Raw genomic sequence first — 26,072 nt, forward strand, 5'->3', positions numbered from 1 at the left:
CCGCACGGTGACGCATCAAGGCCTGCTGCTGAATGTGCCTTATTGCAATAGGTACGCTTCCTAAGAAGATCATAGAAAAATACGATGGCTAAACGCATTGCCTTCGTAAATTTCTATCGGTATTCTGCAATCCATAGCGAACGTCAATGCAAATTCACCAAGTGATTCGTTTTTACTAAGTGAAAATGCAGGGATGCGCCAAGCCTACTCTGCCTTCCGCAGGCCTCGGCGATGAAGCCACGGAAGACCGAACGCAAACAAGGAGCGAACACCATGCTGGAAGCCGCCATCAAAGCCCAACTGAAAACCTACATGGAACGCCTGGTGCAGCCGATCGAGCTGCGCGCGTTCCTGGACGATTCCGAGAACGCCCGGAAGATGCGCTCGCTGCTCGAGGACATTGCCTCGGTGAGCGGGAAGATCCGCATCGTCAATGCCGGTCCCGCCGCCGGCGAGCGCGTGCCCTCGTTCCAGATCAGCCAGGTCGGCGCCGACACCGGCATCCGCTTCGCCGGCCTGCCGCTGGGCCATGAATTCACCTCGCTGGTGCTGGCGCTGCTGCAGACTTCCGGCTACCCGGCCAAGGTCGAAGCCGCGGTCATCGAGCAGATCCGCGGCCTCACCGGTCCGCTGGTGTTCGAGTCCTTTGTCTCGCTGTCCTGCCACAACTGCCCGGACGTGGTGCAGGCGCTGAACCTGATCGCCGCGACCAATCCGGCGGTGAAGCACGTGATGATCGAAGGCGCGATGTTCCAGGAGGAAGTGACGACGCGCCAAATCATGGCGGTGCCGCAAGTGTTCCTGAACGGCGAATTCTTCGGCTCCGGCCGCATGACGCTGGAAGAAATCCTGGCCAAGGTCGACACCGGCGCCGCCGAGCGCGATGCCGCGGCCATTTCGGCCAAGGATGCCTTCGACGTGCTGGTCGTCGGCGCCGGCCCGGCCGGTTCGGCGGCATCGATCTATGCCGCGCGCAAGGGTATTCCGACCGGCATCGTCGCCGAGCGCATTGGCGGCCAGGTGATGGATACGCTCGGCATCGAGAACTTCATCTCGGTGAAGGAAACCGAAGGGCCGAAGCTTGCCGCTGCGCTGGAAAACCATATCGCCGATTACCCGGTCGACGTGATGAAGCTGCAGCGCGCGAAGCGCCTCACGCCCGCGTCCGCCGTGCAGCCGCTGCACGAGATCGAGCTCGAATCCGGCGCCACGCTGCGCGCCAGGACCGTGATCCTGTCCACCGGCGCGCGCTGGAGGGAATTGAATGTGCCGGGCGAGCAGGAATACAAGAACAAGGGCGTGGCCTATTGCCCGCACTGCGATGGTCCGCTGTTCAAGGGCAAGCGCGTGGCGGTGGTTGGCGGCGGCAATTCCGGCGTGGAAGCGGCGATCGATCTGGCCGGCATCGTGGCGCATGTGACCCTCATCGAGTTCGGCCGCGAGCTCAAGGCCGACGCGGTGCTGCAGGCCAAGCTGCGTTCACTGCCCAATGTCACGGTCGTCACCGGGGCAAAGACGAAAGAAATCACCGGCGCCGATGGCAAGGTTAGTGGCCTGGTATATGAAGACATGGCTGCCGGCCGTGACGTGAGCGTGCCGCTCGAAGGCGTGTTCGTGCAGATCGGCCTGTTGCCCAATACCGACTGGCTGGCCGGCTCCGGCGTGGAGCGCAACCGCTTCGGCGAAATCATCGTGGATGCGCATGGCGCGACGTCGGTGCCCGGTGTGTTCGCCGCCGGCGACTGCACCACCGTGCCATACAAGCAGATCATCATCGCCATGGGCGAAGGCTCGAAGGCGGCGCTGTCAGCCTTCGATTACCTGATCCGCGCATCGGCGCCGATGCTGCAGGCTGCGTAATTCCGGCTCGCGCAGCGCTCGCGTTGCGCCAGCCTGCCCTCCTTTCATGCTTCCAGTTCTGCCGGGATTCGTCCCGGCTTTTTTTCGTCGAGCGACGACGTGAACTACGGTGGTGGAACGGCGGTCACCCGCGCGGCCTTCAGTTGTCCATCTGTGGTGATCGAAGAAGCATGGAGTTTACTGGTCACACCCCATCATCAGCGCGCATCCGGCGCTGCCCGGAATTCCTCGACAAACAGCTTGGCCACCGGCGACAGCACGCTGTTGCTGCGGCTGACCAGCTGGTAAGGCTCGCTGCGTGATTGCAGCTGCAGCGGAAGAATGGTCGTCATGCCGAAGCGGGTGCAGAAGCGGGCGACATCGACCGACAGCAAGGCCACCATCGAAGGATTTCGCTGCAGCAGCGACAAGGTCGTAAAGGCAGACGTCGTCTCCAACAGGTAGAGCGGAAAGCGCAGGCCGGACTCGTGGAATTCACGCTCCAGCAGCAGCCGCATCGGCATGTTGGCCGAGTACACCACCCATCGAAAATTCGCCAGATCCGGCAAGGCGATCCGCTTCCTGCCAGCGAGCGGATGCTTGACGTTGGCGACCACGGCGAGCTGCTCGTCATGGATATCGATGCTGTCGTAAAGATGGGGACGCTGGCTGATGCTGGTGCGGCAGATCGCCAGGTCCAGCCGACCTTCATCGAGCAGAGTCAGCAAGTGGCCGCTCGTATCTTCGACAATCTCCACCGACAGCGCCGGCCGCTTCTCCAGCAGCCGTGACAGCGCCTCCGTGAGCAAGGGCACAGCGCCCATGATGACGCCCACCGACAGCCGACCTCCATGGCCCTGCAGGATGCCCAGCATGTCTTCGCGCAGATGCGCAAGATCGGTTTCGATCAGGCGGGCATAGCGGATGACGCAGTGGCCGATGTCGTTCGGCTCCAGGCCGCGGTTGGTGCGCAGGAACAGTTCGGTGCCAAGCGCCGATTCGATCTCCTGCAGGGATTTGCTGGCGCCCGGCTGCGTCAGGCCGACATGTTCCGCAGCCCTCAGCAGCGAGCCGTGGTCGGCGAGCGCCACCAGGAGCCGCAGCTGCTTCAGGCGCAGGCGGGAAAGCATGGAACTCAGCGGTGGAAGCATGGGTATGAAAGGCAGTTATAGCCGTATGAAATGTTGTCAGTTTAATGCATAGCGCTTTGAATTAAAGTGCCCCTGTCGCACGAGACTACAAACAGCATCGATGAATAACGGGTGTAAGCCTATCGGAATCGGCATGTCGTGGAGACCGGTGGGGGCATCTATAACTGTCAGTCATCCCCATGGCCATCATTAATTACATTACCCAAATCCAGTTCGGCTTCGGCGTCATCCAGCAGTTGCAGCAGGAATGCGATCGCGTCGGCATACGCCGGCCCATGATCGTGACCGATGCGGGGGTGCGCGCTGCCGGCATCATCGACCGCATCACGGCATGCCTGAATGACGCTTCGGCCGTTGCCGTATTTGACCGCACACCCTCCAACCCGAATGAAGCCGCAGTGCGCGCGGCAGCGGACATGTACCGCGAAGGCGCCTACGACGGCATCATCGCCGTGGGCGGCGGCTCGTCAATCGACCTGGCCAAAGGCGTTGCGGTATATGCCACGCACACCGGAGCGCTGAAGACCTTTGCTGCGATCGAGGGCGGCGTCGCCCGCATCACTTCGGCCACCGCGCCGGTGATCGCGGTCCCGACCACCGCCGGGACCGGCAGCGAAGTCGGACGCGGGGCGATACTGATCCTCGATGACGGCCGCAAGGTCGGCATCCTGTCGCCGCATGTCGTGCCCAAGGCAGCCATATGCGACCCTGAACTGACCATGGGCCTGCCCGCGCTGATGACGGCGGCCACCGGCATGGACGCGATTGCCCACTGCCTGGAAACCTTCATGTCTCCAGCCTTCAATCCGCCGGCTGACGGCATCGCGCTGGACGGCCTGTGGCGGGCATGGTCATGGATCGAGAGAGCCACCACGGAGCCCGGCAACCGCGAAGCCAGGCTGAACATGATGAGCGCTTCCATGCAGGGCGCCCTGGCTTTCCAGAAGGGCCTCGGATGCGTCCACAGCCTCAGCCATTCCCTGGGCGGTTATAACCCGCGCCTGCATCACGGCACGCTGAATGCCATCTTCCTGCCGGCAGTGATCGCGTTCAACACGGATGCCGAAACGATGCGGAACGAAGGAAAGCTGCCGCGCATCGCCCAGGTCATGGGTTTGAACGATCCGGCGCAAATCGGACCGGCGATCAGGGACATGACGCAGCGCCTGGGCCTGCCAACCGGGCTCGGAGAGATAGGCGTGACTGCCGACATGTTCCCGAAGATCATCCAGGGCGCGCTGGCCGACCACAGCCATCAGACCAATCCGCGCATCGCCTCCGAGCAGGATTACCTGCGCATGCTCGAGCAGTCGATGTGATCCCTTCATCCTGATGCGGGAAGACCCACGTCGCCCATGATCTGCCCGGCCACGCATGCTGCGCAGCCGGGACAACAACAATATTGGCTTTGCCAAAGGAGACAAGATTTTGAAAACCATTGCACGATCCACTGCGCTGGCCGGCGCATTTGCTGCCGCAATGCTGGCTTGCGGTCCTGCCAGCGCAGCCGGAGATGTCGTAAAGATAGGATTCATCACCGACATGTCCGGCCCGTATGCGGACTTCGACGGCCCCGGCGGCGTCGAAGCGATCAGGATGGCGATCGCGGATTTTGGCGGCACGGTCAACGGCAAGCGCATCGAGCTCGTCACGGTGGACCATCAGAACAAGGCCGATATCGCCGCCAGCCGGGCGCGTGAGTGGTTCGACAAGGAAGGCGTCGACATGCTGATCGGCGGCTCGAATTCCGCGGCGAACCTGGCCATGGCCAAGGTGGCAGCCGACAAGAAGAAGGTATTCATCTCCACCGGCTCCGGCACCACGCGCCTGACCAACGAAGAGTGCAATCCCTATACCGTCCAGTACGCCTATGACACGGCCGCGCTTGCACGCGGCACCGGCGCGGCCCTGACCAAGAGCGGCGGCAAGACCTGGTATTTCCTTACCGTTGATTACGCCTTCGGCACTTCGCTGGAAAAGGACACGACCGATGTCGTCATCGCGAACGGCGGCAAGGTGCTGGGCAGCGTCAAGCACCCGCTGTCGGCTTCCGACTTCTCGTCCTTCCTGCTGCAGGCCCAGGCTTCCAAGGCGCAGGTTCTGGGACTGGCAGATGCAGGCAGCGATGTCGTCAACGCGATCAAGGCCGCGCATGAGTTCGGCATCGACAAATCGATGAAGCTCGCCGCCCTGCTGGTGTTCATCAACGACATCCATTCACTCGGCCTGCCGATGACCCAGGGCATGTACCTGACCGATGGTTGGTACTGGGACCTGAACGATGATTCGCGCAAGTGGGCAAACCGGTATTTCGAAAAGATGAAGAAGATGCCGTCCATGTTCCAGGCGGCGGATGCCTCGGCGACCACGCAGTATCTGAATGCGGTGAAGGCAACCGGCGGTACCGATAGCGACAAGATCATGAGCCATCTGCGGTCCAACAGGATCAACGACTTCTTCACCAAGAACGGCGTCGTGCGTCCGGATGGCCGCATGGTGCATGACATGTATCTGATGCAGGTGAAGTCCCCTTCCGAGTCGAAGCGTCCCTGGGACTATTACAAGCTGGTGGAGACCATTCCCGGCGAGCAGGCCTACATGACCAAGGCCGAGTCGAAGTGCGCGCTCTGGAAGTGAGCGCGGCCCAGGCTTTGCAAAGCGTCGCGAACGACACCCGAAACGGAGACAAGCATGTCATCTGAAAAAACCGCGGACCCGAGGATGATGCCTTATCAGCTGCCCTTCCCCGCTGAAGCGCAGAAGGAAATCGTCGTCGAATCAGCGATCCCCACCGACGAGCGTCTGTGGGTGCCGCAGGCCGAGAACGTGTGGTTCCGGCCACTGTGCCTGAATGCGTCCCAGGGCTACTGGACCAATTTGCTGCGCGTGCGCAAGGCCGGCGTGCTGAGCCGCCATCGCCATCCCGCCCCGGTGCATGGCTTCGTGCTGAAGGGACGCTGGCGCTATCTCGAACACGATTGGACCGCGCAGGAGGGCAGCTACGTCTACGAGCCGCCGGGCGAGACCCATACGCTGTATGTCCCCGAAGACGTCGAGGAAATGATCACCTACTTCACCGTCACCGGCGTGATGTACTACGTCGACCCTTACGGCAACGGGCAGGGATATGAAGATGTGTTCACCAAGATCGAGATGTGCCGCAAGCACTACGAGCAGGTCGGACTCGGTGCGGACTTCATCACACAGTTCATCCGGTAGCAAGACACGGCAGCTGGCTATGCGCTGATGTCAGCATGGCTGGCATCACGTCGCGCACACAAGGCCTTGCGCAAGAGCCTCATGAGAAGGCTTGGTCAAGCCGATGACGTCGCGAAATCCGCATGTGGCTGCGCCCCGGTTCCCGCACATGCGGCACCCGCACCCGTGCAGGACCATGCGCCAGGCGCGCCCCCTGTTGCAACTGTCTGGCTGCGGCTCACAGCCAGACAGTTGCATGACAGCACACGATAATCAGGAGACAGGAATGACACAGCAGAAGAGCGCAAAGCTCAGGAAGATACAGTGGTTGGCATTGGTGTTTCTGATGCTCGCCGGGATCATCAACTATCTCGATCGCAGCACGCTTTCCATCGCCAACCATTCCATCAGCCAGGAGCTTGGCCTGAATGCGGCGCAGATGGGCATGCTGCTCTCGGCGTTCTCGCTCGCCTACGCGTTTTCCCAGTTGCCGATCGGCGCCTTGCTCGACAAGTTCGGCGCGCGCGCCATGCTGGGGCTGGGCATGCTGGCCTGGTCGGTCGCGCAGCTCGCAGGGGGCCTGGTGAACTCGCTGCAGCAGTTCCTGGTGGCGCGGGTGTTCCTCGGCCTGGGCGAAGCGCCGCAGTTTCCCGCGGGGGCCAAGGTGGTCAGCGAATGGTTTGCGCTGCGCGAACGCGGCGGGCCCACCGGCATCTTCGTCGCCTCTTCCACCATCGGCCCTGCCCTCGCCCCGCCGATCCTGACGGTGCTGATGCTGTCCTTTGGATGGCGCATGATGTTCATCATCATGGGTGTGTGCGGCATCGCCGTGGCGCTCGGCTGGTATGCGTTCTACCGCAACCGCAATGAAGTCGAGCTCACGCCTTCCGAACTGCTCTATCTTGCGGATGGCGACAATGCCGAGGCCGGCGCATCGAAGATGAGCTTCAATGAATGGAAAGGCCTGTTCCGGCACCGTACCACCTGGGGCATGCTGTTCGGCTTCATGGGCGTGATCTACATGGTGTGGCTCTATCTCACCTGGCTGCCTGCCTACCTCGAGCATGAGCGGCACCTGAGCATCGCCCGCACCGGCTGGGTGGTATCGATTCCCTACATCTTCGGCACGCTCGGCATGCTCAGCAGCGGCTATATCGCGGACTGGCTGATGCGGCGCGGCATGGAACCGATGAAGAGCCGCAAGTGGCCGATCTGCGTCGGCCTGCTCGGCGCCGCAGCATTTACCATCCCGGCCGCGTACACCCCGAGCACCGTGATGGCGGTGGTCTATATCTCGGCCGCGATGGCATTCGTGAACATGGCCAGCGGCGGCGCCTGGGCGCTGGTCAGCGTGGCGATACCCCGGCACATGGTTGCCTCTCTTGGCAGCATGCAGAACTTCGGCGGCTATCTCGGCGGCTCGCTCGCGCCGGTGATCACCGGTGTCGTGGTCGACCAGACGCATTCCTTCGTGAATGCCTTGCTGATCAGCGCGGGCGTGGCCTTTGTCGCGGCGCTGGTCTACATGTTCGTGGTCAAGGCTCCGGTCGAGAGCAAGCCGTCGACCGTCGGCTCGGCGGCCATCGCCTGATGCCTGTGCACCCAGGGAAAGCCGTGCCGGCCGCGCCGGCGCGGCATCACACACCGATTCGTGTAGTCACTTGAGAATCCGCCATGACATTCGCAGCAAATATCCTTGATGGAAAATCGGCGCTCGTTACAGGAGGAACGCAAGGCATAGGCGCCGCGATCGCGCGCCAGCTTGCCGCCATGGGAGCAAGCGTGATCGCCGCCGGCCTGTTGCCGGCAGGCGAGTCGGGCATGCCGGAAGCCACCGATGACGGCAAGGTGGTGATGAAGCAGCTTGACGTCAGCCGGCCGGACAGCGTGGAGACGCTGTTCGGAGATATCGAGACCCTGGATATCGTCATCAATGCGGCAGGCATCATCCGGCGCGGCGCCGAGCACGAGGTGGAGGTGTTCGAGCAGGTGCTTGCCGTGAACCTGACCGGCACGATGCGCGTTTGCGCCGCGGCGCGGCCATTGCTGGCGCAGCGCGGCGGCTGCATCGTCAATCTTGCGTCCATGCTGAGCTTCTTCGGCGGCGGGTTAGTGCCCGGCTATAGCGCCAGCAAAGGAGGCATTGCGCAATTGACGAAGTCACTCGCGCTCGCCTATGCGGCGGAAGGCATACGGGTCAACGCCGTCGCTCCGGGCTGGATCGCCACGCCCCTGACGCAGGCGCTGCAGGATGATGAGCAGCGTTCCCGCAGCCTGCTCGAGCGCACGCCCCTGGGACGATGGGGGCAGCCGGAAGATGTCGCGCAGGTGGCGGCATTCCTGTGCACACCGGCTGCGTCATTCATGACCGGCGCGGTCGTTCCTGTCGATGGCGGATATCTGGTGGCATAAGCAAGCGTGCTGTCGGGCCCGGCTTACCTGGCCAAGGGCCCATGGAGTGCATGCAATGGTCGGGATCGCCCGCTAATGTCACTCGCACTTTCGTAACGACTTCCGGCGCGCTTGGTATGCATGCCCTCGATAACGGTAAAACTTGCCGGCGGTGAGACGCTGGACATGTCGGAAAACTTCTACCAAGGTAGAATTTTTAGCTGCTTCAAAGTCCCTCAGGCATATCATTCTTCTATAGCAGAATTTTATTTGCATTAGTTGATATACCAGAGCATGATTCTGCTATTGCAGAATCTATGAGTGCCGCATGAAAACGGTTCAACCTACTGCTTTCCCTGCAGATCCCTTCGTAAGCTCAGTCGAAGTCATTGCAAAGGCGGTACGCGCCGCGCGTACCCAAGCGCGGGTAACCGTGTCGGACGCGGCCCTGGTGGCCCATGTGTCAATACAAACCCTGGTCGACGTCGAAGCTGGCCGCCCCGGCGTCAGCATCGGCAAGATCCTGCAAATCGCCGATGCGCTCGGTGTCAGCCTGTTTGTCGCGCCGGCAGCCCAGCGTGAGGTCGTGCGCAGTCAGATCCGGGGTGCCACCTCCAGCGGGAGCGGGGAATGAAACTCGTCGTGTGGGTTCAAGGACAGCGTGTAGGCTTGCTGTCGTACGACGGTGCCCTGAGTCGGTTCGCGTTCGATTACGAACCGGACTGGATCGGCCGACGCGGCGCCTTTGCGCTGGGGCCGACACTGCCGCTCACGTCCGACCCGAATCAAAACGCCGACCAGCATAGTGCGGTAGTGCGGCAGTTTTTCCAGAACCTTCTACCGGAGGGGAAGGCGCTGGACGATGCGGCCGGCGCCAACAAGGTCTCCAGGACCAGCGTGATGGGCCTTTTGCATGTGCTGGGTCGGGAGACTGCCGGCGCATTGATGTTTACGCTGCCCGACGAAGATCCTCACCAGTTGGGACAGCCGTCACGCCCACTCACCGATGGCGAGCTCTCCCAGCGGATTCGAGCGCGGCCGCAGATGCCGTTTTCTGTCTGGGATGGCAAGGTTCGCCTGTCCATTGCCGGCTACCAGGACAAACTGGCAGTCTATGAGAAAGATGGCCAGTGGTTCCTGGTCGAAGACCCTCGCCTGGCGTCCACCCTGATCCTCAAACCCGAGCCCATTGCAGATTTCATGGCTGGCATGACCACGAATGAATTCCTGTGCATGCGCCTGGCTGCGTCGCTCAGGCTGCCTGTTGCGAAGGTCTACCTCAAGCAGGTTCCGGAGCCGGTGTTGCTTATCGAGCGGTTCGACCGCAAGTTGATGCCGACGGCGGACGGCGCCATCTTCGTCCGGCGGATCCACTGCATCGATGGCTGCCAGGCCCTGGGCTTGCCGGTCGACTTCAAATATGAACGTCCGTATGGTGACGGCGTCGAGGTGCAGAATGTACGCGACGGGGCGTCGCTCAAGCGATTCCTCACCCTGCTTGACGACAAGACGATAACGCTGGCGCCCGGTGTTTCGAAGCTGCAGTTCCTGCGTTGGACCATCTTCCAGATACTGATCGGCAACACCGATGCGCACGCCAAGAACATGAGCTTTTTTTGCGAGGGCGGCGGGCTGAGCATCGCGCCAGCCTACGATCTGGTTTGCGCGTTGGCCCATGCCGGCGATCAGCTCCAGACCACGCTGGCCATGGCAGTTGGTGACAATTTTGATCCACTCAAGATCAGCGCCTACGACTGGGCCCAGATGGCGCACGAAAACGCTCTTGTGCCGCGACTGGTGGCCAGCGAACTACGTCGGATGGGAAAAGCTTGTCTGGATGCGCTCCCCGGGCTGGTGCGGGAGCTTGAGAGCGAGGGCGCGGAACGCGGCATGTTGTTGCGCGTTCAGGACGTCGTCGCGCGTCAGGCGGCGGAAGCCATGCGGGTAGCTCCGCTCATTTCAAAAGTGGACCAAGCCCTGTTCTGAAGCTGTCGCAAGCCGCCGCAAACCTATCTCCGATGGCGATCGCCGCCAGTCTTCACGCACAGCCGTCGTCCGGTTCCGGTGCTGGAACAGACGTCTTTCACTGATGCGCGACGACTTTCAGCCCGCGCCATCACGCAAACGAAAACGGCCCGCGCATTGCGCGGGCCGTCGCCTGTCAACCCTCCCGGATCAGCGCGTGATCTGGATCGTATTCGACGACGTATTGCCTGCTGCGTCCTTCGCCACTGCCTGGATCGTATGCGTACCGATGGCCAGCTTGCGCGTGTTCAGGCTGTAGGACAGCGTGGCGCCAGTGCCCTTGGCCTTCAGCGCGCCATCGACATAGATCTGCTGCGTGATGCCGGCCGAGCCATTGTTGTCGCTGGCATTGGTGTTGATGGACACCGTACCGCTGACCTGTCCCGGCACCGGGTTGACGATCGCGACCGCCGGCGGCGTGGTGTCCTTGACCACCAGCGTGCTGGCATTGGCCACGTTCACCGTCACCGCGGCCGATGCGCCGGCATTGCCCGCTGCGTCATACGCGGTTGCCACCAGCGTGGCCGAGCCGTTGGTCACACCGGTCGTGTCCCAGCTGAACGAGAACGGCGCGGTCGTCGACGTCGCTACCACAGTGCCGTTCACCGACAGCTGCACGCTGGCCACGCCGACGTTGTCCAGCGCGCTCACGCTCACCGGCGCAACGCCGGAAACGGTGCTGCCTGCGGTCGGCGCCGTGATCGATGCGGTCGGCGCAGTGCTGTCCACGGTCGTCTTCGACGACAGCGCTGCCTGCACCGCGCCGGCGGCATCGACGCGGCCATAGCCGAAGTAGATGTCCTTGCCCGCTGCGCCGAGGTCAAGTGCGGTCGACTGCAGGATGTTCTGGATCGAGTCCGGGGTCAGCGACGGATTGGCCGCCATCACCAGCGCGCCAACGCCTGCCGCCAGCGGGCTGGAGAAGGAAGTGCCCATCCATTCCTGGTAGCCGCCGCCGTTGGAAGTGGTCCACACGTCGCCGGGCGCTGCCAGCGTGACGAAGCTGCCGTAGGTCGACCAGCTGTACAGGTTGTCGTTCTGGTCGCTGGCGGAAACCACGATCATCGACGCATTCGGCGCCGTGCTGTCCTGGGTGCCATTGTTGCCGGCCGAGACGAACACCAGGCCGCCCTTGCTCTTCATGTATTGCGCGGCGCTGGTGATCGCCGAGCTGCTGGCCACGCCGCCATAGCTGATGTTGGCAATCTTCGCGCCATGGTCGGCAGCCCAGGTCAGGCCATTGGCCACGGTGCTGTAGTACGCATAGCACTCGTTGTAACTGGTATCGAAATACGCCACGCGCACCGGCATGATCTTGGCCGCGCCGGCAATGCCAGCCACGCCCGCGCCATTGTTCATCGCTGCGGCTGCCGTGCCTGCCACGGCGGTGCCGTGGCCGCAGGCGTCGGCGGTATTGGTGTTGTTGTCGTAGCTGTTGTAGCCGGCGACCAGGTTCGGCACCAGGTCCGGATGGCTGCCGTCAACGCCGGAATCGAGAATCGCGATGGTCACGCCCGCGCCCTTGCTGCCATCCCATGCGGCAGCGGCATTGACCTTGGCCAGATGCCATTCGCTGCCCAGATACGGGTCGTTCGGCGTGAAGTTCACCCGGATCTTGCGATCGAGTTCGGCGAACTGGATATGCGGGTTCTGCTTCAGCTGCGCCACGGCGTCGGCTTCGGACAGGCCTGCCGGGAGATCGACCACATGCAGGTCGCTCTGACCGACCTTGCGGCCCTTGCCGTGCACGCCGGACAGGATGTTGGCCAGCGCCTGTGCCGGCAGGCCGGCGCGCGGCATCACCAGGATGCGACCACGGGCAAAGTCATTGGAGGACGGCTGCGCGGCTTGAGCAGGCGCCAGATAAACGCCACCCAGCATGCCGATCATGGCGGGGATGGCAAGCTTGTTCAGCAGCGAAGCCTTGGCGGCGAAGGAACGATTTTGCTTTTTCATTTTGGGTTCTGTTTAAAAGTGGTTTTAAACAGAACTGCTTCAAGACGCGCAGGAAGCGGACCGCCGCACTCTGTTTTCGGCGGACCTTCTTTCCCTTTCCGCGCGTACGGCATACGCGGCGATGCGACATCTGGCAGTCCTGCCGTCGTGGGGTCAGGCATTGCCTGACCCGGTAGACCGATGACTTTGCGTCTCCCGCTTTCGCGGGATTTGCCCTGTTTCAGTGTTGCGAAGTTAGTGTAGGGAAATAATTTCCCGTGCGCAAGTAATTTCTACGAGGAAAATATTGATGCGGGACGGTTGCAACGGCGGCGGGGAGCCGGGATGGTCGCGCCGCTGGCTTCGCGCATCTTTTTGGCCTGAACCCATACCCTCGCATCTCGGCCAGCTGCTGTAGGGTGGAGCAGCTTCGGGACTTGCGCACTGCAGTCACGTGGCCTTGAGCAGCGGCAATCATCAATGCATTACGGCCATCTCCTGAAAATTTGGCGGATCGTTGCGGATGGCTCTGTCTCGTCGAGCAAACGCACGGCCCTCAGTAATGCTGACGCCGACTGCGCTCGTCGCCGCGAACAAACGTCCAGGCATGCAGCACATGACCCGGCGAGCATGCGAGGTCATCCCGACTACGGCCTCTGTACAAAGGCATGGACGACGCGTCCGAAGATTGTTCCTGACGACGCAACGGACCATTCGCTCTGACGCCGTTTATTGTCATGGTGGCGGTGAGTAGACTGTGCTTCATCGATGAACACACAAGAACGCAGTGCGATTCAGCGAGGCAGGACCCGACGGACAAGTCAGACCGCCGAGCCCGAAAACACACTGATACCCAACTTGGAGAACACCATGAACATCAAAACCATTCTTGCCGCCGCCGCCATGCTTGCCGCTTCGACCGGCGCTTTTGCCCAGCAAACCGAGTTCGTCGCTCCGGACGCCGGCTTTCATTCCAACCTGACCCGCGCCGAAGTGCGCCAGGATCTGGTGCAGGCACAGCGCGAAGGCGTGACGGCGATGCGCCAGCATGATGGCCAGGACGCGGTCTATGCGAAGAGCGAGAAAGCACGCGGCGACGTGAAGATCGAGCAGGCCAAGGCTACCAAGCAGCAGCGCAGCCAGTCGCCGGTCAACAGCCTCTACTTCGGCTGATTCGCTGCCGAGCGGAGTCGCCTGCGTCGCTCGGATTCCGACACCGTGCCAGACATGCACCGACGCGGTTTTCGGAGTTACGCCGATAGGCTGCAGGCCGGATCGCGTTTAGCATCAGAACCGTCTCCTCCTCCTCAACCTCCCATGAGGATGGATTAAGCCCGCCGAGCATGGCGGGCTTTTTTTATGGCGCTCCGGTGGGCGGAAACAGGCAAAATGTTGTCAGGCGAGACGTCGAACGCACGCTCGCGCCATGGGAGCACTCCCAATATAGTTGCATTGCTAACTGGATTCAGCTAAGGTGAGCGCATGTTTGATCACTGCCTTTACTTCAACACCACTGCCCTTGCCCGCCTGGTTGAACGCGAATGGACCAGGGCATTCAAGCCGCTCGGCCTGACGCCTTCCCAGGCTTTCATGCTGCGCGTCGTGCTCGCGAAGCCCGCGCTGCTGCAAAACGAACTGGCGCGGGAACTCACCATTTCGCGCCCGACCGCCACGCGCACGCTGGATGGCTTGCAGAGACTGGGATTGGTCGAGCGCCGTTCCACCGAATCCGATGGCAGGGAATACGCGATCCATCCGACCGCATCGGCGCAGAACATGAAAGACAGTCTCAATGCCGCCAGCGCGGCGGTCACGAAACGCCTGAAGAAAGAACTGGGACAGGCCCAGTTCGACGACGCTGTCTCCCGAATGAAAAATATTCGATCCTCGCTGGAGTGAATTTTTTTACACAAGTAGTTGCATCACTAACTAAAAGGAGTCCGAAATGCCCATCCTGAACGTGAAGGTAAGCGCGAACAAGTCCGCCGAGCTGACGTCGCAAATCGCCGAGCTGTTGCTCGATCTGACCACGCGGATACTGAAGAAGAAGCGGGAGGTGACGTCGATTGCCATCGATTACGTCGACCCGGACGATTGGATCGTCGGCGGCCTGTCTCTCAGCGAACAGCAGAAGAGCAGCTTCTACTTCGATATCAAGATCACGGACGAAACCAATACCAAGGATGAGAAGGCCCGCTATATCAGGGAAGCCTTTGACGGCTTCGGCCGCATCCTCGGCAACCTGCACGAGGAAAGCTATATCCATGTCCAGGACGTGCGGGCCGCGTCCTATGGCTACGGCGGATATACCCAGGAATATCGCTATCACCACCCGGCCTCATGAGCATGATGCAGGCATGCACCAGCGCCTTATGGCCTCATGTCTTATGGTAGAACCGTTATCGAAGGGCGCGTCATGCGCCTCGGTTGCCGTCGCGGTGCTCTGCCGGTAACCTTCCATTTTTCATAACGATTCTGTCGAGCATCCATGACCATGAAGCGCTCTCGCGATGTCCTTGCCTGGCTGGCGCCAGGGTTCGTGGCGCTCGCCGCGCTTGCGGGCGCCTTGCCGGCCGCGCACGCCGGCGAGGTGCCCGACACCATCGCCCAGCGCGCGCTGGCCTGCGCCGCCTGCCATGGCAAGGAGGGGCGCGCGACCCGCGAAGGCTTCTTTCCGCGTATCGCCGGCAAGCCCGCCGGCTATCTGTACAACCAGCTCGTCAACTTCCGCGAAGGCCGCAGGCAGTATCCGATGATGACTTACATGGTCGCCCACCTGTCGGATGCCTATCTGCGCGAACTGGCCGAATACTTCGCCGGCCTGCATTTGCCGTATCCTCCCGCCGCCGCCGCGGATGCCACGCCTGAAGCGCTGGCGCGCGGCCGCTCGCTGGTGGTGAACGGCGATGCCGCGCGCGATATCCCGGCCTGCGTTGCCTGCCATGGCCAGTCGCTCACCGGCAGGTTGCCGGCGATACCCAGCCTGGTCGGATTGCCGCGCGACTACCTGAACGCGCAGTTCGGCGCCTGGCGCAATGGCGCGCGCCATGCCGCCGCGCCGGACTGCATGGCGCAGATCAGCCAGCGTCTGGATGCGCGCGATGTGGCCGCGGTGTCGGCCTGGCTTGCGGTGCAGCCGGTTCCGCAGGACATGCGCCCGGAGCCGCCGTCCGCTACGCCGCTGCCACTGCGCTGCGGTAGCGCAGCCCTTGCAGAGCGGTGAAGCGATGAAGCGCTCGTTCCGCGTCGTTCTCGCAGCCCTCCTGCTCCTCGTCCTGTTCCTTGCGGCGGTACTCGCCTTGCAGAGCTGGCATGAACCTGGGCGCGACGCACGCGCCGCCGCGCCGATGGACCGTGACACGCAGCTCGCGCGTGGCGCCCGGCTCGCGCGCGCTGGCAATTGCGCGGCCTGCCACACCGCGCGCGGCGGCGCTGCCTATGCCGGCGGCAGGGCGATACCGACGCCCTTCGGTGACATCTATGCATCCAACATCACGCCGGACGAAGCCACCGGCATCGGCCGCTGGAGCGCGGAAGATTTCTGGCGGGCGCTGCACAACGGCAAATCGAAGGATGGCAGCTTCCTGTATCCGGCATTTCCCTATCCGAACTTCACCAAGCTCAGCCGTGAGGACGCCGATGCGCTGTATGCCTATCTGAAGAGCGTACCGGCGGCGCATCAGGCCAACCGCGAGCATGCGCTGCGTTTTCCGTACAGCCAGCGCTGGCTGCTCGCCTACTGGCGCGCGCTGTACTTCCGGCCCGGCGTCTATCAGCAGCAGCCCGGCAGGGATGCGCAATGGAACCGCGGCGCCTATCTGGTGCAGGGCATCGGCCATTGCGGCGCCTGCCATACCGGGCGCAGCTTCCTCGGCGGCACGGCCGAACACGGCGACCTGGCCGGCGGCATGATTCCGATGCTGAACTGGTATGCGCCCGCGCTGACCGGCGATGCAACTGGCCTGGGCAACTGGTCCACGCAGGATTTGACCGCGCAGCTGAAAACCGGTGTGTCCGCGCGCGGCGCGGTATTCGGGCCGATGGCCGAAGTGGTGGCATCGAGCCTGCAGCATTTGCCGCAGAACGATATCGAAGCGATGGTGGTGTACCTGAAGTCGCTGCCCGGCGACGCCGATGCGGCGCCGACGCCCGGTTCGCTGCCTGCAGGCGCCGATACGGTGCTCAAGGCCGGCGCGAAACTGTATGAAAACCATTGCGTGGCCTGCCACGGCGCCGATGGCCGCGGCGCGGCGTTTGCCTATCCGCCGCTGGCCGGCAGCCTCTCGCTGGCGCCGGGTTCGCCGGTAAATGCGATTCGCATGGTATTGAATGGCGGCTTCGCGCCATCGACCGCCGGCAATCCGCGCCCCTACGGCATGCCGCCTTTTTCCGCCGCGTTCAGCGACGAAGACGTGGCCGCAGTGGTCAGCTACATCCGCAATAGCTGGGGCAATCATGGCGGCATCGTCACGCCCGACGATGCCGGCCGCTGGCGCGGCGCGCCGCTCGAATGAAGCCCGGCATCTGCATGGATGAGCAATCGATGCGCATGATCAAAGGCGCGACGGATTTGCAGCGCGAAATGCGGAGCTAAAAAATTTAGTGCTGTCCAAAGTGTGTATGGGAACGTACCGGCGCGGCCATGCGCTGGCCCTCTTCTTTCACTTTGCGGAGGAACACTATGCAAAGACGCGATTTCATCCTGCAAACCGTTGGCGTGGCAGCTGCCTCGCTGCTGGTTGGCGCCTGCTCGACCACCGCCAGCACGACCACGACCAACACCGACAAAAACAGTGATCCGCAGCGCCGTCGGCGCGAGCTCGATAACCGGGTCTCGGATACGCTCGAACGGCTGTATCGCGAAGTGCCGGGCGCGCGCGAAGTCGCGGCCAAGGCCAACGGCATCCTGGTGTTCCCGTCGGTGATCAACGCCGGGCTGGTAGTCGGCGGCCAGTACGGCGAAGGCGCGCTGCGGGTGCGCGGCGCCTCGAGCGGCTATTACAACATCGCCTCGATCTCGGTGGGCCTGCAGGTCGGCGCGCAGTCGAAAGCCATCATTTTCCTGTTCCTCACGCCGGACTCGCTGGAAAAATTCCGCGCTTCGAATGGCTGGTCGGTGGGTGCGGATGCCTCGGTGGCGGTGATCAAAGTCGGCGCCAACGGCATGATCGATGCCACCACCGCCAGGGGCCCGGTCGCTGCCTTCGTGATGACCAATACCGGCCTGATGGCCGATCTGTCGCTGGAAGGCACGAAGATCACGCGCCTGCAAATGTAAAACCACGGCCCGGTGCGGCGCGCTGCATGCCGCATTCGCCCCCATGCGCGCCTTGTTAAACGGCTTGCTTGTCGGGTATGCACCGGGCCTGGTGATTTCCCTGTGGAAGCTTTTTCGTCGCCGAATTAGGCTCGGCGCAAGCTTTGTTTTGTTTTTCCTGCATGGCGACACAGCGCGCGGTATCCTCGCGCCATCTATTCGACAACATGGAAACGCCGGGCCCATCCGCGCATCAGCGCCACGCTTTCCGATCCGCCCGGCCCTGACCCCAAGAGAAGCCCATGCGGCAAGCCAAGCTGGAACCGCTGCCGACGCGCGCGCGGCTGGCGGAATTTGAAATCCTCGACATCCTCGCCGAAGGCGACTTCGGCATCCTGTACCGCTCGCGCGACCATATCCTCGACCGCGACGTCATGTTGCGGGAATACTTTCCCGCCAGCTTCGCGTTGCGCGATGCCGATGGCAGCGTGTCGCTCGCCTCCGAGCGCGACGAGGAATTGTTTGCCATCGGCCTGCGCGGCTTCATCGATGAAGCGCGCCTGCTTGCGCGCCTGGAGCATCCGGCCCTGATGAAGGTGTACCGCTTCTGGGAAGCGAATGGCACCGCGTACATGGCCATGCCGTTTCATGAGGGCTCGACGCTGCGCGCGGCGCTGGACATGGGACGCGTCGGCCGGGAGGAAGCGGACATCACGCGACTGCTGGCCGATCCACTCGACGCGCTGGAGCTGCTGCACAGCGAAGGCCGCGTGCATGGAGGCGTCGCGCCGGCGACGATCCTGCTGCGTCCCGACGGACGCGGCGTGCTGCTCGATCTCGGTGCGGCGAGCAAAACCCTGGCCGACCTGGCGCTCACGCCGACGGCGATGCTGCAACCCGGCTTCGCGGCGCTGGAGCAATACGAAGTCATTCCCGGTTTGAAGCCGGGGCCCTGGACCGATGTGTACGCCACGGCTGCCGTCGCCTACAACCTGATCTACGGCATGCCGCCGCCGGACGCCGAAACCCGCAGCGAGCGCGATGCGATGCTGCCCTTGCGCGAGATCGGCGCTGGCCGCTACAGCGAGCCTTTTCTTGCTGCGCTGGACGCAGCGCTGGCGCTGATGCCGCAGGAACGCACCGCAACGGCGGGTGCGCTGCGCAGCGCTTTCGGCATTATCGGCGTCACAGCGCGCGCTGTCGGGCATGCGCCGATGCCTCACACGCCGACCGCGCCGACCGCGCCGCACACCGAGCGCCGCGTCGATGCAACGACAGCCTTCGGCCCGCAAACGCTGCAGGCGCCGCAAATGCCGGAAGCACCCGTCACGGCCGCCGCAGCTGCGGGCGGCATGTTCGCCGGTCAAGCGAGCACCACGATTGCAGCCGATACGCCGCTGGCCCACAGTGCCGGCGGCGCCACTGTCATCGGCGAGGCGCGCGCACCGAGCGGGCGCGCTGTGGCGTCGCGCAAATCGAGGCGGCGCATACCCGAGACGGCATTCGTGGTGCTGATCGCCGCGGCGCTGTATGCGGGCTTCCGCAGCCTGCCGTCCGGCGACGGTGGCGCCACCAGGTCCACCCCGGCAGTCGTCGTCAGTCATGCGGACACGCCCTCCGCCGGGCAGAGCGCGCAGAACGCGAACGCTGCTGGCGGCGCCAGCGCCAGCACGGCACCGGCGGCTTCCGCAGCCGCACCCTCTTCTGCAGCAGCGCCTTCTTCACCAGCGACACCTTCTGCAGCAGCTACGGCTTCCGCCCCCGTCGCGCCGTCCGCCACTGCGACCGCATCCGCAACCGCACTTGGTGCACCAAGTGCACCAAGTGCACAAAGTGCACAAAGTGCATCCGGTGCGCCGAGTACAGCGAGCACCGCGACCGCACCGTCCGAGTCTGGCACGCCGCGGCTGGCGCTTGGTCTGCCGGCCGAAATCCGGACACAGCCGGCCGCAGCGCCGCAAACGCGCGCATCAGCCGCCGCAAACGCCGCGCAGCGCGCCGAGCAGCAACGCGAAGAAACCGCCTGGCTGTCGGCGCAGAGCATCGACACGCCCGGCGCCTATGACTCCTTCCTCGCCGCCTATCCCGACAGCAGCCATGCGCCGACCGCGCGCGTGATTCTGGCGCGGCTGCGCTGGGAGCAGCGCCAGGCCGAAGCCGCCCGAACCGCGCAGGGAGCGCCCCGGTCAGAAAGCGCGACGCGCGCGCCGCAGACGCAGGCCGCGGAGACACGCGAGTCACGCGAGGCCCCACCGGTGCGCGAAGCCGCGCCGACCCGCTCCGCGCAGGCCTCGCGGGTCCCGGACCGGATCGCACTGGCCCGGCCGCCCGAAGCTGCGCCAGTGACGGTAGCGCCGGCGCAGCAGCCGGCTGAAACCGCGACGGTGGATGGGAAAACGATACGGCTGCGCGGCCAGACCATGACCGGCGACTTCACGCCGGACCCGGCCACCGGCGCCGTGTCCGGCCGCGGCCGCATCGTCTGGGACAACGGCGACCGCTTCGAAGGCACGCTGGTTCGCGGCGTCAAGGAAGGCCGCGGCGAATTCGTCTGGGCCAACGGCCAGCGCTATCGCGGCGACTTTGCCGGCGGGTTGCCGAACGGCCGCGGCAGCGTCCAGTTCCCGAATGGCAACCGCTATGAAGGCGACATGCGCAACGGCGCGCCGAACGGCGTCGGCAGCATCCATTTCGCCAATGGCAACCGCTATACCGGCGAAGTGCGCGATGGCTTGCCGAACGGGCGCGGCACCAACCGCTTCGCCAATGGCGACACCTATACCGGCACCTGGCGCATGGGCCAGAGCGATGGCCAGGGCCGTTATACCTGGGCCAATGGCGATGTCTGGGAAGGGGAATTCCGCAATGGCGTGAAGACGGCGAATGGCCGCATGGTCGTCGCCGCGCATGACCGGGTCGGCGCGGTCAGCGGCGCTTCCAGCGCCGGTGCGGGCGGATCGGGTGTCTCCAGCGCTTCCGACGCTGAAGATCCTTTCCTCAAGTAAGTCTGCATTGACGCGGCATCGGCGCTGAAACGATGCCATCGTGCGGTCCGGTCGTGTGCCGCGCTGCATGCGGCTGGCACGCGCGCCGCTTTTCCGGGAGAATGCGCGGCTTTGCTCCACGGCCGCGCCTCGCCCCCGCTTCCTCTGAATGTCTTCTCCGCTTCTCGCTCCCCTCGCCTTCCTTGCCAATTTCGCGCTCGGCGCCGGTCTCGGCGTTGCCGGCGGCCTGCTCGGCATCGGCGGCGGCCTGATCGCCATTCCCATCATTTCCTGGCTGTACGGCATGGATCAGCACCTGGCCCAGGGCACGGCGCTGGTAATGATCGTGCCCAACGTGCTGATCGGCTTCTGGCGCTATCACCAGAAGCACCGCATCGATTTGCGCTCGGTGGCGGTAATGAGCCTGTTTTCGATGCTGTCGACCTGGATTGCCGCGCGCTTCGCCACCGGCATGGCATCGGCGCATCTGCAACTGGCTTTCGCGGCTTTTCTTACGGTGCTGGCGCTCTGGTTCGCATGGCGCCTGAAGGCCGAGTCGGCGCATGAAGTCACCGCGGGCGCGGATGGGGTGGCCGCAGCGCGACCGACGTCTGCGCGCGCGCTGCCGCTGATCGGCATTGCCAGCGGCGCGATGTCCGGCATCTTCACCGTCGGCGGCGGGCTGGTGGTGGTGCCGGCGCTAGTGGCGCTGTTTCGCATGCCGCAGACCCGCGCGCAGGGCATGGCGCTGGCGCTGGTGGTGCCGGGCGCGTTGATCGCGCTGGCGACCTATGCGCATGCCGGCCATGTCGACTGGTCCACCGGCATTGCGCTGGCCGCTGGCGGCGTCGTCAGCGTGTCGCGCGGCGTGAAACTGGCGCACCGATTTCGCCCGCACAGCCTGCGGCTGCTGTTCTGCGCGGTGCTGCTGGCCACCGCGGCGATGACGCTGGCCGGGCGCTGAGCGGGGGAAGGAAATGCAGCAGTTCGTAGGGTGGGCGCAGCCCACGCGTTGATCGAACAACCGCGTGGGCTGCGCCCACCCTACGCGATCCTTCTCTTGCGCGATCGCACACCAATTACCCTCGCTTCGGCACCTTCTCCCGCATCTGGGTCGCGCGCAGAAAATCGAAATCCACGCCGCGATCGGCCTGCGTCACCGTATCGAGGAACAGCTTCTGATAACCGCGCTCAGCGCTCGGTGGCGCGGCCGGGTTCTCGCGCATGCGCCGTGCGAGCTCCTCGTCTGATATCAATAGCGTCAGCTCGCGCCGGCTCGCGGACAGGCGGATGCGGTCGCCATTCCTCACCTGCGCCAGCGGCCCGCCGACCGCCGCTTCCGGCGTCACATGCAGCACGATGGTGCCGAAGGCGGTGCCGCTCATGCGGCCGTCGGAGATGCGCACCATGTCCTTCACGCCGGCCTGCGCCAGCTTCCTCGGTATCGGCAGATAGCCGGCCTCGGGCATGCCGGCCCCGCTCTTCGGGCCGATGTTCTTCAGCACCAGCGCATCGTCAGCCTCGACATCAAGCGCCGGATCGTCGATGCGCGCCGCCAGGTCTTCCAGATTCTCGAACACCACCGCGCGGCCTTCGAATTCCAGCAGCGCCGGGCTCGCCGCGGATTGCTTGACGATCGCGCCGCCCGGCGCGAGATTGCCGCGCACTACCGCCAGGCCGCCGCTGGCATAGATCGGATCGCCCAGCGGCCGCACGATGTCCTGCGCGAAGGGCCGCGCCGCGCGCTCGAGCTCTTCACCGAGGCTGCGGCCGGTCACTGTCATCACATCCAGGTGCAGCAGCGGCGCCAGCTCGCGCAGCAGTACCGGCATGCCGCCGGCGCGATGGAAGTCTTCCATGTAATGCCGGCCTGACGGCTTCAGGTCCACCAGCACCGGGGTTTCGCGGCCCATCGCATCGAGCGCATCGAGATCGATGTCGATGCCGAGCCGGCCGGCCATTGCGGTGAGATGGATGATCGCGTTGGTCGAGCCGCCGATGGCCAGCAGCACCCGCAACGCATTCTCGAAAGCCGGGCCGGTCATGATCGCGCTCGGCTTGACCCCGTTCTTCGCCAGCGCCACCGCGAGGCGGCCGCTGGTTTCGGCGATGCGCACGCGGTCTGCGCTGACCGCCGGCGGCGTCGCGCCGCCCGGCGCCATCATGCCCAGTGCCTCGACCACGCAGGCCATGGTGCTGGCGGTGCCCATCACCGAGCAGGTGCCCACGCTGGGCACCAGGCGGCTGTTGACTTCATTGATGGCCTCAGCGCCGATGTCGCCGGCGCGAAAGCGCGCCCAGTAGCGGCGGCAGTCGGTGCAGGCGCCGACACGCTCGCCTTCATACGCGCCCACGAGCATGGGCCCGGTGACGAGCTGGATCGCCGGTACATCGGCCGAGGCTGCGCCCATCAATTGCGCCGGCACGGTCTTGTCGCAGCCGCCGATGAGCACAACCGCATCCATGGGCTGCGCGCGTATCGCTTCCTCGGTATCGATGGCCATCAGGTTGCGCAGGTACATCGCGGTTGGATTGACGAAGCTCTCATGCAGCGAAATCGTCGGAAACACCATGGGCAGCGCGCCCTCGAGCAGGATGCCGCGCTTGACCGCTTCGATGAGCTGCGGCGCGTTGCCATGGCAGGCGTTGTAATCGCTGCCGGTGTCGACGATGCCGACGATGGGCCGGTCGAGCGCATCGTCGGAATAACCCGCGCCCTTGATGAAGGCGCGGCGCAGAAACAGCGAGAACTCGCTGTCGCCGTAGCTGGTAACGCCTTTTTTCAGGCCGGATGCGGATGGCGGGTCGGTGTCTTGCGGCTTGGATGTGGTCATGCGTGTCTCCTTTGTTGTTGTGGCGATGATTGCATTTCTCAGACGCTACGGCTTTGGATTTCGCTAAGGCTTTTGCATCGGATTCCAATATTTCCCAAAATTATCGACATGAATATACAAAATCGATAACATTGCCACTTTCTTAATAGAATCTGAAATGGCATGCTTTACGCCATTTTTTCCTTTGAGAAAAGACGCTCGAAATCATAAATCCGGCGACTAAATCCGGCATGAGAAATCCATCGCCACACGCTTGGGAATTGGGCAAAAAGATTCAGGCCCGGGCAATCAGCATTTACGCGACTGCCAAATGAAAAAGAAAAGAGAGGAAATTCAATGAAGACTGCATTCACCGCATTGAGCGCCGCACTGATACTGACTGGCTGCCTCACCACCGACCTGGCGAAAAAGGATGACGCACCCCAAGCGAGCAGCGAGACGCCGAAAGTTGCCGAGACACCCGCCACACCTTCGCCCGCCCCAGTTGCCTCTGCTCAACAGGTGAACGGTGGCGCACCCTGCCACACCGATGCCACCAAGATGCCCATGGGCAAAGTCCCGGCCAAGGGCAAGAATGGCAAGGCCAAAACCACGCCCAAGGATCAAGCTGACGCCGGCTGCCCATCGGGCGCGAGCGCCGTGGCGCCGGGTCAGGACAAGGCGGCAACGGTTGCAGAGAAGCCGGCGGCAGCCCCCGCGGACAAGGCGACGGCCGCAGCCGCACAGGCAGGCGCTGCCCGCCGTGAAGTCAAGGGCGTCAACGATTGGTCCGGCTATATCGAAGGCACGCCGGCTCCCGGCAGCAAATTCGGCAAGCTGCAGATCGGCATGGGACAGAAGGAAGTCATGGATCTCGTCGGCACGCCGAATGATCAGCAGGCGCATGTAACGGGCAAGGCGTGGATACCGTTCTATTTCGGTTCGGGCAAGTACGAGACCTACCTGTATTACAAGGGCCAGGGACGCCTGCTTTTCGCCGGCAACGCGGGTTTCAGCACCGGATCGGCATTGATCGGCATTGAAAACGATGCGGCGGAAAGGGGTTACGCGCGGTAAATCGGATTTGCTCGTTCCGCGTGAATGAATCACTGTTGTTGATTCGGGATGGCACAAGTAATCCCGGAAAAGCCTGTTGCGGCGCAGTTGGTGCCGCAACAGGCTTTTTTGCATTTACATGAAAGGTTTGCGGACCAGTGCCGGTGAGCGCGTCGGCGAACATGAAGCGAATCGAGGATTCCCCCTGCGCGGTACAAGCCCACCCTGTTTGGCTAACGTCGCCCATACTAATTTTCATGCCGTCCTGCTGCCGCGCTGCCTATAGTTCCCGCCGCCAGAGCCACCTGGAGAAAAAAGCATCAACGCAGGATCGCTACAAGGGAGAGCAGCATGGGCAAGGCAAGCTGGGCAAGCATATGCATGGTAGTGGCGCTGGGTGCATGCGGAGGCGGGAGCAGCAACGGTGATGGATTGGCGGCCGCGACGCCGGCGGGTCAGCAGGAGGGGAATGCGACCGTTGTGCAGCGGTACACAAATGAAAAGGCTGTGCAGGGAGACTCATTCACGCGGAAGGAGACGTACTCCTTCTCCGACTCGAATTCCAAACCCTTGACGTCTTACTTCACCAACTATTACCAGACAGTGAACGCCGATCACTCGGGCCTGTTCGTCCAAACCAATTCCGATCCGATGTTTATCCGGCGCCGCTATTACTTCACAGCGGATGGCATCACCAAGGATGCGGATGCCAGCGAACAGCCAAGTTGTGTTTCGGAGCCGTCTGTCGCGGCAGTTCCAAGCACCCTGACGCCTGGGCAGCGATGGGACAACTCCTGGACACGTACCTGCACCACCGGAACTGGCAAGACCGTGGACATGGTGCGCAACACCGGTTCCGCGACCGCATTGGAGACCATCACCGTCGCAGCCGGCACCTTCCAAACCATCAAGGAGGAAAACACCTGGACAGAAATTCTGGACGCGAGCCGCAGCACGGCGAAACTGGAACAGGTCGAACAGTGCTGGATCGACACAGTCATGGGTGTAGCTGTTAAATGCACGCAAACTGCGGTCGCAACGCCACGCGATACGAGCCTGAAAAGTAAAAGCGGCAGCGCGACCATTGAACTCATCGCCTATGACGCTTCGCGCTTCCCAGGCAGCATCAGGAACCCGGCACGATTTGCCGGCGGCTGGAACGCAGGCCTCACAGAGGCAAACACGGAGAACTGCTCATCGCTGACCATCGATACCAAAGGCGAGTTGACCGGAACATGTCGATTCGTGGATGGCTGGTACGTCGCAGTCGAAGGCGCGGTAGACGCAGATGGCGTACTCAAGGCCAGCTCGTCGGACGGCGTCACCATCTCTGGGAAATTGACGCCCGTGGACGGTAGCGTCGAATGGAGCGCGAATGGCGGCCGCGGCGCGTGGAGCATGGCGCACAAGTAAGGGGAAGAAA

21 protein-coding genes and 1 riboswitch are annotated in these 26,072 nt (G+C 63.4%); of the genes, 18 read left to right on the top strand and 3 right to left on the bottom strand.

Features of this window, described 5'->3' with window-relative positions; translation table 11 throughout:
- Positions 1–273: 273 nt before the first annotated feature.
- Positions 274–1,860 (top strand): alkyl hydroperoxide reductase subunit F, encoded by a 1,587-nt coding sequence (gene ahpF / locus JJB74_RS10640; protein ID WP_200591822.1) that lies wholly within the window; start codon positions 274–276, stop codon positions 1,858–1,860.
- Positions 1,861–2,057: 197 nt separating this feature from the next.
- Here the strand turns inward: ahpF and JJB74_RS10645 are convergent, their stop codons facing one another.
- Positions 2,058–2,990, bottom strand: coding sequence for a LysR family transcriptional regulator (locus JJB74_RS10645; RefSeq protein WP_200591823.1), 933 nt, complete (start codon positions 2,988–2,990; stop codon positions 2,058–2,060).
- Positions 2,991–3,169: 179 nt separating this feature from the next.
- Between JJB74_RS10645 and JJB74_RS10650 the strand changes: the two genes are divergently transcribed.
- The 7 genes from JJB74_RS10650 to JJB74_RS10680 all read left to right on the top strand — a co-directional run bounded on the left by JJB74_RS10650 (position 3,170) and on the right by JJB74_RS10680 (position 10,565).
- The gene (locus tag JJB74_RS10650) at positions 3,170–4,309 is read left to right on the top strand and encodes an iron-containing alcohol dehydrogenase (RefSeq protein WP_200591824.1); all 1,140 of its coding nucleotides are present in this window, start codon (positions 3,170–3,172) and stop codon (positions 4,307–4,309) included.
- A gap of 160 nt (positions 4,310–4,469) precedes the next feature.
- Complete coding sequence (locus JJB74_RS10655; RefSeq protein WP_200591918.1) at positions 4,470–5,627, top strand: ABC transporter substrate-binding protein; 1,158 nt, start codon at positions 4,470–4,472, stop codon at positions 5,625–5,627.
- A gap of 54 nt (positions 5,628–5,681) precedes the next feature.
- The gene (locus JJB74_RS10660; protein WP_200591825.1) at positions 5,682–6,209 is read left to right on the top strand and encodes a 2,4'-dihydroxyacetophenone dioxygenase family protein; all 528 of its coding nucleotides are present in this window, start codon (positions 5,682–5,684) and stop codon (positions 6,207–6,209) included.
- 265 nt (positions 6,210–6,474) lie between these two features.
- Positions 6,475–7,779, top strand: a complete 1,305-nt coding sequence (locus tag JJB74_RS10665; RefSeq protein ID WP_200591826.1) for an MFS transporter — start codon at positions 6,475–6,477, stop codon at positions 7,777–7,779.
- 83 nt (positions 7,780–7,862) lie between these two features.
- On the top strand, positions 7,863–8,600 hold the full coding sequence (locus tag JJB74_RS10670; protein ID WP_200591827.1) for an SDR family NAD(P)-dependent oxidoreductase: 738 nt from the start codon (positions 7,863–7,865) through the stop codon (positions 8,598–8,600).
- 307 nt (positions 8,601–8,907) lie between these two features.
- A complete protein-coding gene (locus JJB74_RS10675) occupies positions 8,908–9,213 on the top strand; it encodes a helix-turn-helix domain-containing protein (RefSeq protein WP_200591828.1) in 306 nt (101 codons plus the stop codon).
- Positions 9,210–10,565, top strand: a complete 1,356-nt coding sequence (locus JJB74_RS10680; RefSeq protein WP_200591829.1) for a HipA domain-containing protein — start codon at positions 9,210–9,212, stop codon at positions 10,563–10,565. The genes JJB74_RS10675 and JJB74_RS10680 overlap by 4 nt, the downstream gene beginning before the upstream one ends.
- Before the next feature lie 189 nt (positions 10,566–10,754).
- On the opposite strand, the gene JJB74_RS10685 is transcribed toward JJB74_RS10680, so the two are convergent.
- Complete coding sequence (locus JJB74_RS10685; RefSeq protein ID WP_234484086.1) at positions 10,755–12,560, bottom strand: S8 family serine peptidase; 1,806 nt, start codon at positions 12,558–12,560, stop codon at positions 10,755–10,757.
- A gap of 129 nt (positions 12,561–12,689) precedes the next feature.
- Positions 12,690–12,785, bottom strand: a riboswitch (cyclic di-GMP riboswitch).
- Between the two features lie 624 nt (positions 12,786–13,409).
- Between JJB74_RS10685 and JJB74_RS10690 the strand changes: the two genes are divergently transcribed.
- From JJB74_RS10690 to JJB74_RS10725, 8 genes are all read left to right on the top strand, one after another.
- Positions 13,410–13,712, top strand: coding sequence for a DUF4148 domain-containing protein (locus JJB74_RS10690; RefSeq protein ID WP_200591830.1), 303 nt, complete (start codon positions 13,410–13,412; stop codon positions 13,710–13,712).
- A gap of 309 nt (positions 13,713–14,021) precedes the next feature.
- Entirely contained in the window at positions 14,022–14,438 is a 417-nt protein-coding gene (locus JJB74_RS10695; RefSeq protein ID WP_200591831.1) for a MarR family winged helix-turn-helix transcriptional regulator, read from the top strand.
- Positions 14,439–14,484: 46 nt separating this feature from the next.
- Positions 14,485–14,883, top strand: coding sequence for a tautomerase family protein (locus tag JJB74_RS10700; protein ID WP_200591832.1), 399 nt, complete (start codon positions 14,485–14,487; stop codon positions 14,881–14,883).
- A 144-nt stretch (positions 14,884–15,027) separates the two neighbouring features.
- Complete coding sequence (locus tag JJB74_RS10705) at positions 15,028–15,762, top strand: c-type cytochrome (protein ID WP_407672314.1); 735 nt, start codon at positions 15,028–15,030, stop codon at positions 15,760–15,762.
- Positions 15,763–15,766: 4 nt separating this feature from the next.
- Positions 15,767–17,053 carry a cytochrome c gene (locus tag JJB74_RS10710; RefSeq protein WP_200591833.1) on the top strand — a complete coding sequence of 429 codons (1,287 nt, stop codon included), beginning with the start codon at positions 15,767–15,769 and terminating at the stop codon, positions 17,051–17,053.
- A gap of 167 nt (positions 17,054–17,220) precedes the next feature.
- Entirely contained in the window at positions 17,221–17,817 is a 597-nt protein-coding gene (locus JJB74_RS10715) for a BPSL1445 family SYLF domain-containing lipoprotein (RefSeq protein ID WP_200591834.1), read from the top strand.
- A 281-nt stretch (positions 17,818–18,098) separates the two neighbouring features.
- Positions 18,099–20,801 (top strand): protein kinase domain-containing protein, encoded by a 2,703-nt coding sequence (locus JJB74_RS10720; RefSeq protein WP_200591835.1) that lies wholly within the window; start codon positions 18,099–18,101, stop codon positions 20,799–20,801.
- 148 nt (positions 20,802–20,949) lie between these two features.
- Entirely contained in the window at positions 20,950–21,744 is a 795-nt protein-coding gene (locus tag JJB74_RS10725) for a sulfite exporter TauE/SafE family protein (protein ID WP_200591836.1), read from the top strand.
- Positions 21,745–21,859: 115 nt separating this feature from the next.
- On the opposite strand, the gene JJB74_RS10730 is transcribed toward JJB74_RS10725, so the two are convergent.
- The gene (locus JJB74_RS10730; RefSeq protein ID WP_200591837.1) at positions 21,860–23,614 is read right to left on the bottom strand and encodes an IlvD/Edd family dehydratase; all 1,755 of its coding nucleotides are present in this window, start codon (positions 23,612–23,614) and stop codon (positions 21,860–21,862) included.
- A 336-nt stretch (positions 23,615–23,950) separates the two neighbouring features.
- Between JJB74_RS10730 and JJB74_RS10735 the strand changes: the two genes are divergently transcribed.
- On the top strand, positions 23,951–24,670 hold the full coding sequence (locus tag JJB74_RS10735; protein ID WP_200591838.1) for a hypothetical protein: 720 nt from the start codon (positions 23,951–23,953) through the stop codon (positions 24,668–24,670).
- Positions 24,671–25,000: 330 nt separating this feature from the next.
- Positions 25,001–26,062, top strand: a complete 1,062-nt coding sequence (locus JJB74_RS10740) for a hypothetical protein (RefSeq protein ID WP_200591839.1) — start codon at positions 25,001–25,003, stop codon at positions 26,060–26,062.
- Positions 26,063–26,072 lie beyond the last annotated feature (10 nt).

The sequence above is a fragment of the Noviherbaspirillum pedocola genome, assembly GCF_016632335.1.
Taxonomy (GTDB): Bacteria; Pseudomonadota; Gammaproteobacteria; order Burkholderiales; family Burkholderiaceae_D; genus Noviherbaspirillum_A; species Noviherbaspirillum_A pedocola.

What these genes read in the sequence shown, in the direction of transcription:
- JJB74_RS10720 (WP_200591835.1), top strand. Translation starts at nt 18,099, where the DNA reads ATGCGGCAAGCCAAGCTGGAACCGCTGCCGACGCGCGCGCGGCTGGCG.
- JJB74_RS10655 (WP_200591918.1), top strand. Translation starts at nt 4,470, where the DNA reads ATGCTGGCTTGCGGTCCTGCCAGCGCAGCCGGAGATGTCGTAAAGATA.
- JJB74_RS10735 (WP_200591838.1), top strand. Translation starts at nt 23,951, where the DNA reads ATGAAGACTGCATTCACCGCATTGAGCGCCGCACTGATACTGACTGGC.
- JJB74_RS10645 (WP_200591823.1), bottom strand. Translation starts at nt 2,990, where the DNA reads ATGCTTCCACCGCTGAGTTCCATGCTTTCCCGCCTGCGCCTGAAGCAG.
- JJB74_RS10740 (WP_200591839.1), top strand. Translation starts at nt 25,001, where the DNA reads ATGGGCAAGGCAAGCTGGGCAAGCATATGCATGGTAGTGGCGCTGGGT.
- JJB74_RS10690 (WP_200591830.1), top strand. Translation starts at nt 13,410, where the DNA reads ATGAACATCAAAACCATTCTTGCCGCCGCCGCCATGCTTGCCGCTTCG.
- JJB74_RS10715 (WP_200591834.1), top strand. Translation starts at nt 17,221, where the DNA reads ATGCAAAGACGCGATTTCATCCTGCAAACCGTTGGCGTGGCAGCTGCC.
- JJB74_RS10695 (WP_200591831.1), top strand. Translation starts at nt 14,022, where the DNA reads ATGTTTGATCACTGCCTTTACTTCAACACCACTGCCCTTGCCCGCCTG.
- JJB74_RS10710 (WP_200591833.1), top strand. Translation starts at nt 15,767, where the DNA reads ATGAAGCGCTCGTTCCGCGTCGTTCTCGCAGCCCTCCTGCTCCTCGTC.
- JJB74_RS10660 (WP_200591825.1), top strand. Translation starts at nt 5,682, where the DNA reads ATGTCATCTGAAAAAACCGCGGACCCGAGGATGATGCCTTATCAGCTG.
- JJB74_RS10730 (WP_200591837.1), bottom strand. Translation starts at nt 23,614, where the DNA reads ATGACCACATCCAAGCCGCAAGACACCGACCCGCCATCCGCATCCGGC.
- JJB74_RS10670 (WP_200591827.1), top strand. Translation starts at nt 7,863, where the DNA reads ATGACATTCGCAGCAAATATCCTTGATGGAAAATCGGCGCTCGTTACA.
- JJB74_RS10705 (WP_407672314.1), top strand. Translation starts at nt 15,028, where the DNA reads ATGACCATGAAGCGCTCTCGCGATGTCCTTGCCTGGCTGGCGCCAGGG.
- JJB74_RS10650 (WP_200591824.1), top strand. Translation starts at nt 3,170, where the DNA reads ATGGCCATCATTAATTACATTACCCAAATCCAGTTCGGCTTCGGCGTC.
- JJB74_RS10725 (WP_200591836.1), top strand. Translation starts at nt 20,950, where the DNA reads ATGTCTTCTCCGCTTCTCGCTCCCCTCGCCTTCCTTGCCAATTTCGCG.
- JJB74_RS10680 (WP_200591829.1), top strand. Translation starts at nt 9,210, where the DNA reads ATGAAACTCGTCGTGTGGGTTCAAGGACAGCGTGTAGGCTTGCTGTCG.
- JJB74_RS10700 (WP_200591832.1), top strand. Translation starts at nt 14,485, where the DNA reads ATGCCCATCCTGAACGTGAAGGTAAGCGCGAACAAGTCCGCCGAGCTG.
- ahpF (WP_200591822.1), top strand. Translation starts at nt 274, where the DNA reads ATGCTGGAAGCCGCCATCAAAGCCCAACTGAAAACCTACATGGAACGC.
- JJB74_RS10665 (WP_200591826.1), top strand. Translation starts at nt 6,475, where the DNA reads ATGACACAGCAGAAGAGCGCAAAGCTCAGGAAGATACAGTGGTTGGCA.
- JJB74_RS10675 (WP_200591828.1), top strand. Translation starts at nt 8,908, where the DNA reads ATGAAAACGGTTCAACCTACTGCTTTCCCTGCAGATCCCTTCGTAAGC.
- JJB74_RS10685 (WP_234484086.1), bottom strand. Translation starts at nt 12,560, where the DNA reads ATGAAAAAGCAAAATCGTTCCTTCGCCGCCAAGGCTTCGCTGCTGAAC.